Annotated in this window: 3 protein-coding genes, 22 tRNA genes and 1 rRNA gene; 2 read left to right on the plus strand and 24 right to left on the minus strand. The window is 55.6% G+C overall.

Annotation, left to right across the window (positions count from 1 at the left end):
* Positions 1 to 79 precede the first annotated feature (79 nt).
* The 17 genes from BN1189_RS15625 to BN1189_RS15705 form a co-directional block, all read right to left on the minus strand.
* Positions 80 to 155: transfer RNA gene (locus tag BN1189_RS15625), tRNA-Asp, on the minus strand.
* A 2-nt stretch (positions 156 to 157) separates the two neighbouring features.
* A tRNA-Met gene (locus BN1189_RS15630) sits at positions 158 to 232 on the minus strand.
* A gap of 73 nt (positions 233 to 305) precedes the next feature.
* Positions 306 to 398 (minus strand) — tRNA-Ser (locus tag BN1189_RS15635).
* A 17-nt stretch (positions 399 to 415) separates the two neighbouring features.
* A tRNA-Ile gene (locus tag BN1189_RS15640) sits at positions 416 to 492 on the minus strand.
* A 7-nt stretch (positions 493 to 499) separates the two neighbouring features.
* Positions 500 to 573: transfer RNA gene (locus BN1189_RS15645), tRNA-Met, on the minus strand.
* Between the two features lie 24 nt (positions 574 to 597).
* Positions 598 to 673 (minus strand) — tRNA-Ala (locus BN1189_RS15650).
* A 6-nt stretch (positions 674 to 679) separates the two neighbouring features.
* Positions 680 to 756: transfer RNA gene (locus tag BN1189_RS15655), tRNA-Pro, on the minus strand.
* Between the two features lie 49 nt (positions 757 to 805).
* Positions 806 to 882 (minus strand) — tRNA-Pro (locus BN1189_RS15660).
* A 6-nt stretch (positions 883 to 888) separates the two neighbouring features.
* Positions 889 to 965 (minus strand) — tRNA-Arg (locus BN1189_RS15665).
* 23 nt (positions 966 to 988) lie between these two features.
* Positions 989 to 1,077: transfer RNA gene (locus BN1189_RS15670), tRNA-Leu, on the minus strand.
* A 10-nt stretch (positions 1,078 to 1,087) separates the two neighbouring features.
* Positions 1,088 to 1,162: transfer RNA gene (locus tag BN1189_RS15675), tRNA-Gly, on the minus strand.
* A 37-nt stretch (positions 1,163 to 1,199) separates the two neighbouring features.
* Positions 1,200 to 1,287: transfer RNA gene (locus tag BN1189_RS15680), tRNA-Leu, on the minus strand.
* A 24-nt stretch (positions 1,288 to 1,311) separates the two neighbouring features.
* A tRNA-Lys gene (locus tag BN1189_RS15685) sits at positions 1,312 to 1,387 on the minus strand.
* A gap of 8 nt (positions 1,388 to 1,395) precedes the next feature.
* Positions 1,396 to 1,471 (minus strand) — tRNA-Thr (locus BN1189_RS15690).
* A gap of 7 nt (positions 1,472 to 1,478) precedes the next feature.
* A tRNA-Val gene (locus BN1189_RS15695) sits at positions 1,479 to 1,554 on the minus strand.
* Positions 1,555 to 1,578: 24 nt separating this feature from the next.
* A 5S ribosomal RNA gene (gene rrf, locus BN1189_RS15700) occupies positions 1,579 to 1,694 on the minus strand.
* Between the two features lie 169 nt (positions 1,695 to 1,863).
* Complete coding sequence (locus tag BN1189_RS15705) at positions 1,864 to 2,643, minus strand: chorismate-binding protein (RefSeq protein ID WP_052455918.1); 780 nt, start codon at positions 2,641 to 2,643, stop codon at positions 1,864 to 1,866.
* 162 nt (positions 2,644 to 2,805) lie between these two features.
* Between BN1189_RS15705 and BN1189_RS15710 the strand changes: the two genes are divergently transcribed.
* Both BN1189_RS15710 and BN1189_RS15715 read left to right on the plus strand, forming a co-directional pair.
* Complete coding sequence (locus BN1189_RS15710) at positions 2,806 to 3,720, plus strand: 1,4-dihydroxy-2-naphthoate polyprenyltransferase (RefSeq protein WP_040229301.1); 915 nt, start codon at positions 2,806 to 2,808, stop codon at positions 3,718 to 3,720.
* 248 nt (positions 3,721 to 3,968) lie between these two features.
* Positions 3,969 to 4,715 (plus strand): TraR/DksA C4-type zinc finger protein, encoded by a 747-nt coding sequence (locus tag BN1189_RS15715; protein ID WP_040229302.1) that lies wholly within the window; start codon positions 3,969 to 3,971, stop codon positions 4,713 to 4,715.
* Between the two features lie 42 nt (positions 4,716 to 4,757).
* Here BN1189_RS15715 and BN1189_RS15720 read toward each other — a convergent pair.
* The 7 genes from BN1189_RS15720 to BN1189_RS15750 form a co-directional block, all read right to left on the minus strand.
* Positions 4,758 to 4,829, minus strand: a tRNA-Glu gene (locus BN1189_RS15720).
* A gap of 4 nt (positions 4,830 to 4,833) precedes the next feature.
* Positions 4,834 to 4,924 (minus strand) — tRNA-Ser (locus BN1189_RS15725).
* A 2-nt stretch (positions 4,925 to 4,926) separates the two neighbouring features.
* Positions 4,927 to 5,001 (minus strand) — tRNA-Asn (locus BN1189_RS15730).
* A gap of 3 nt (positions 5,002 to 5,004) precedes the next feature.
* Positions 5,005 to 5,081 (minus strand) — tRNA-Ile (locus BN1189_RS15735).
* Positions 5,082 to 5,087: 6 nt separating this feature from the next.
* Positions 5,088 to 5,161: transfer RNA gene (locus tag BN1189_RS15740), tRNA-Gly, on the minus strand.
* Positions 5,162 to 5,167: 6 nt separating this feature from the next.
* Positions 5,168 to 5,243 (minus strand) — tRNA-Phe (locus BN1189_RS15745).
* Between the two features lie 24 nt (positions 5,244 to 5,267).
* Positions 5,268 to 5,343: transfer RNA gene (locus tag BN1189_RS15750), tRNA-Asp, on the minus strand.
* Between the last annotated feature and the right edge of the window lie 44 nt (positions 5,344 to 5,387).

Below are 5,387 nucleotides of genomic sequence, written 5' to 3' on the forward strand. Positions count from 1 at the left end.
AACCGCCGACACAAGGATTTTCAGTCCTTTGCTCTACCGACTGAGCTACCAAGCCAACAATAGTTATGTATGAAATAAATGGCGGTCCCGACGGGAATCGAACCCGCGATCTCCTGCGTGACAGGCAGGCATGTTAACCGCTACACCACGGGACCATTGGTTGCGGAGGCAGGATTTGAACCTGCGACCTTCGGGTTATGAGCCCGACGAGCTGCCACTGCTCCACTCCGCGATAATAAGATGAAAAGGCTTGGCTGGCATGTTGTACAAGAAGAGCTTTCCCTTGACTGAAGAGGGCATGAAAATGGCGGAGGAAGAGGGATTCGAACCCCCGCGCGGTGTGACCCGCCTCTCGGTTTTCAAGACCGACCCCTTCAGCCAGGCTTGGGTATTCCTCCGTACATCAACCAATGAATGGTGGACCTTGCAGGACTCGAACCTGCGACCGGACGGTTATGAGCCGTCTGCTCTAACCAACTGAGCTAAAGGTCCTTTGGAATGGCGGCAGAGGGGATCGAACCCCCGACCTTACGGGTATGAACCGTACGCTCTAGCCAGCTGAGCTACGCCGCCAAGATAAGTAGTGATGAAGAAAAATGGTGGAGCCTAGCGGGATCGAACCGCTGACCTCCTGCGTGCAAAGCAGGCGCTCTCCCAGCTGAGCTAAGGCCCCGGAAAGTGGTCGGGAAAACAGGATTTGAACCTGCGGCCCCCACGTCCCGAACGTGGTGCTCTACCAAGCTGAGCTATTTCCCGTCAAACAGCAACAGGCGCTTCACAGCTGACTGAACCCCTCGTAAAAGAGTGGTCGGGAAAACAGGATTCGAACCTGCGACCCCTTGGTCCCAAACCAAGTGCTCTACCAAGCTGAGCTATTTCCCGATAAAGTGGCGCGCCCGGCAGAAGTCGAATCCACAACCTTCTGATCCGTAGTCAGACGCTCTATCCAATTGAGCTACGGGCGCGTGATTAAATTGGATGACATAACTGGTGCCGAGGACCGGTTTCGAACCGGTACGGTAGTCACCTACCGCAGGATTTTAAGTCCTGTGCGTCTGCCAGTTCCGCCACCCCGGCGGAAAAATAATGGAGCGGAAGACGGGATTCGAACCCGCGACCCCCACCTTGGCAAGGTGGTATTCTACCACTGAACTACTTCCGCAAAACAGACAGTGCCTATGCACTTCAATTAATAATAATGGTGCGGGTGAAGGGACTTGAACCCCCACGTCCGGTAAAGGACACTAGAACCTGAATCTAGCGCGTCTGCCATTCCGCCACACCCGCAAGTGTGGTTATAAATAATAAGGGTGGTGAGCCATGCAGGGCTCGAACCTGCGACCCTCTGATTAAAAGTCAGATGCTCTACCAACTGAGCTAATGGCTCGGATTAAGTGGTGCCGGCCAGAGGACTTGAACCCCCAACCTACTGATTACGATTCAGTTGCTCTACCGATTGAGCTAGGCCGGCAAAGAAATGGTGGAGGATGACGGGTTCGAACCGCCGACCCTCTGCTTGTAAGGCAGATGCTCTCCCAGCTGAGCTAATCCTCCAGTTTATTATGTATCAAGTGATCGGCCCGGCAACGTCCTACTCTTGCAGGGGGAAGCCCCCGACTACCATCGGCGCTGAAGAGCTTAACTTCCGTGTTCGGGATGGGAACGGGTGTGACCTCTTCGCCATCATTACCGGACCAGATTCACTTTAAAAGAACAAATCCTATTATACCAATCCCACGGGATTTGGCAAGCAATATTTTTTGTTCTTTCAAAACCGGATAAAACAGACATTGAACCAAGATCCTTCCGGATCTTTCTATGTGTCCGGCCTCGGCGGCTGGCCGCCGAGGCACTTCTGTGAGGTTAAGTCCTCGATCGATTAGTATCCGTCAGCTGNAACAGGAAGCTTTCCTGCTGCTCCGCGGACAGATTCTCAAGAGCCGCCGACGGGGAGACCGCCTCCTCAAAACCAAGCTCAACCGAACGGGCGATGACGACCTTTTCCGCCTCCCCTTGCCGAATCTGCCCTGTCACATTCCGGACCGCTTCAAGATAGGACTCTTTTTCCAGCTCATCAAGGCGGCTCACCGAGGGTTTCCCGGCAGGCACCCGCTCCTTCACTTGCGCTTCGTGGACGAGGGCATCACAGATGGTCCGCAGCCGCTCAAAATCGGCCGCTGCCGCCTCGCCTTCCGAAATGAAATTGATGGAAACGAACGTGCGACCGCCGGTTTCAATCAGCTGAAACAGCGGGACGGCAAAAAAGGCCGGCGGAAAACCGGACCACTCGGAAGACTGCCGGCTTTCCGGATCGAACGAGAAGCCGCCGAACAGTACGGGCGGAAGATCTCCCTCTTCCTTCACGAGCACCGAACAAAGGCGCTGCCATTGTGCCCGGACATCGGCAAACCGCCCGCCGGCGTCCTCGCTTTCGATTGTGGCTGCATGGCCGATTCCGACGAGCCGCCATGTCTTATCCCGATTTTCCCAATAAAAACGATGGCCGGCGAATTCTCTTTCTCCGGCCTCGAAAAACGCAAGCGGTGACAGCCTGCCCACTTCGACCGTCTCCGTATAGAAACGGAGATTGCCGATCATGCGGCCGGTTGACGCCGTCGAATGCGGAGTCGTATTCTGTTCCATTCAAGACCCCTCCAACTCAGTTCATTTCAATACGTTCATGTCCTACCCATTTTACCATATCCGCAGACATCCGACGGCTAAGCGGCTCCCCTTCCCTATCCAAGCGGTCCGAAGTCCGATATAATGAATAGCGGAAATGAAGCGCTAAGGAGAGAAGAACTTATGCAGCAAACGATAAAAGCGGATGTAGGCTGGAGAGTCTGGTGGCAGCTCACAAGGCCGCACACGCTCACCGCCTCCTTCGTCCCTGTCCTGCTCGGTACCCTGATCGCCTACCGGGAGACCGGGATCAACGTCACCCTGTTCATCCTGATGATGCTGGCGACGCTGTTCCTGCAGGCCGCCACGAACATGTTCAATGAATACTACGATTTCCGGCGGGGACTCGACACCGAACACTCGGTCGGGATCGGTGGCGCCATCGTCCGGAACGGCGTCCGCCCGGGGACCGTCCTGGCGATCGCCGTCGGACTTTATCTGGCCGCAGCCCTGATGGGACTCTACATTGCCGGACAGACCTCTTGGTGGCTGCTCGTTGTCGGAGGGATCGCAATGGCAATCGGCTATCTGTATACCGGCGGCCCTTACCCGATCGCCTACACTCCGCTCGGAGAACTGTTCTCCGGCGTGGTCATGGGCATGGCCATCGTCCTGATCGCCTATTTCATCCAGGCGGGCCATGTGAGCGGATTGGCACTGTCCATTTCAGTGCCCAGCATGATTTTAGTCGGCGCCATCATGATGTCCAACAATATCCGCGACCTTGAGGGAGACCGGGAAAGCGGCCGGAAGACGCTGGCCATCCTGGCGGGAAGAACGAACGCCGTCAACATCCTCGCGCTGTTCTTCATAACGGCGTATGCGTGGATCGGAGGAATGGTCCTGACCGGCAAACTGACTCCGTGGGCCCTGCTCGTCTTCCTCAGTGCAGCAAAACCCTACAATGCCATCCGGGTCTTCAGGCATGAAAACGTGCCGCTCCGCGTCATGCCCGCCATGAAGGCGACTGCGCAGACGAACACCTTCTTCGGTCTGCTCCTATGTATGGCCCTCCTGATTGAACACTGGTTTTCCTGAACCGCAAAAACCCTGAACCGCCGCCTCCGGGCAACGGTTCTTTTTTCATGCTCGGGAAACAATAAATCGGGACCGCAAAAATATTGAGTACGGGCATGCGGGACCTGCGATTCCGCCCGGAACGGTTTGGCATCCCGGCGCTTCAAGGTTTAGCGATCCGGACAAAAAGGAAAAGATGAGAGACACCAGGGCCTCATGATGTTCAAACCGGGGCTTGAGTATACAATCGAAGGCGAGGAAGTGACATCATGTTGAGCGAACAGGAAAAAACAATCTTAAAACGCGAACTCATCCAAATGCAAAGACAGTACAGGGAGACCGCGGAAGACCGTGACCGGGATGACAGCATGCGTGATGATACGGGCGAACTGTCGCTGGCGGATAACCATCCTGCAGATGCGGGGACCGAACTGTTCGACCGGGAACGCGACCAGGCGCTTGAAACCCATGCAGAATCGGAACTGGACAAGGTGGAGAACGCGCTCAGGGCCATGCATCACGGTTCCTACGGGAAGTGCGAAATCTGCGGCAAGGACATTCCCTTCGAGCGGCTCGAAGCGATTCCCTATACGAACCGCTGCATCGACCATGCAGATGCGGAAGTGCCGGATGACCGGCCGGTGGAAGAAGACGTGCTGGAGGAAATTATGGACCCCGTAAAGCCGGACACCTTCGAGGTGGGCCAGGAAGGGGATGTCCAGGACAATCAGGACAGCTTCAGGGACGTTGCCCGTTACGGAACATCGGAAACCCCGTCTGATATGACCGGAGACCACGACAACTACAATGACTTGTACAAAGATGATCTGGAAACAGGGGCCGTCGAGGAGTATGAAGAATTCGCGAGCACGGACGAAACCGGAACCGTGAAAGGCTTCTCCCGCTCGGAGACGATGGAAGAATACGAGGACGAGTTGGACGAAGAGCAGCTGGAATCTCCGATCGGCGACATCCCCTATCATGAACGGGACAGCTATACCGGAGAAAAGGAATGAAAAAAGCAGCCTCCCGAAATGGAAGGCTGCTTTTTTTCGTGATGACCCCTACGGGATTCGAACCCGTGTTACCGCCGTGAAAGGGCGGTGTCTTAACCGCTTGACCAAGGGGCCAGGATGGCGGAGAAGGAGGGATTTGAACCCTCGCGCCGGTTACCCGACCTACGCCCTTAGCAGGGGCGCCTCTTCGGCCTCTTGAGTACTTCTCCAATGGCTCCGCAGGTAAGACTCGAACTTACGACCGATCGGTTAACAGCCGATTGCTCTACCACTGAGCTACTGCGGAAAATGGTGGGCCTAAGTGGACTCGAACCACCGACCTCACGCTTATCAGGCGTGCGCTCTAACCGGCTGAGCTATAGGCCCATTCGATGGAGCGGATGAAGGGAATCGAACCCTCGACTTCAGCTTGGGAAGCTGAGGTTTTACCACTAAACTACATCCGCACGGGATGGTGGCTTGGGACGGAATCGAACCGCCGACACAAGGATTTTCAGTCCTTTGCTCTACCGACTGAGCTACCAAGCCAACAATAGTTATGTATGAAATAAATGGCGGTCCCGACGGGAATCGAACCCGCGATCTCCTGCGTGACAGGCAGGCATGTTAACCGCTACACCACGGGACCATTGGTTGCGGAGGCAGGATTTGAACCTGCGACCTTCGGGTTAT

This window comes from Bhargavaea cecembensis (genome assembly GCF_000826125.2).
Classification (GTDB): Bacteria; Bacillota; Bacilli; order Bacillales_A; family Planococcaceae; genus Bhargavaea; species Bhargavaea cecembensis_B.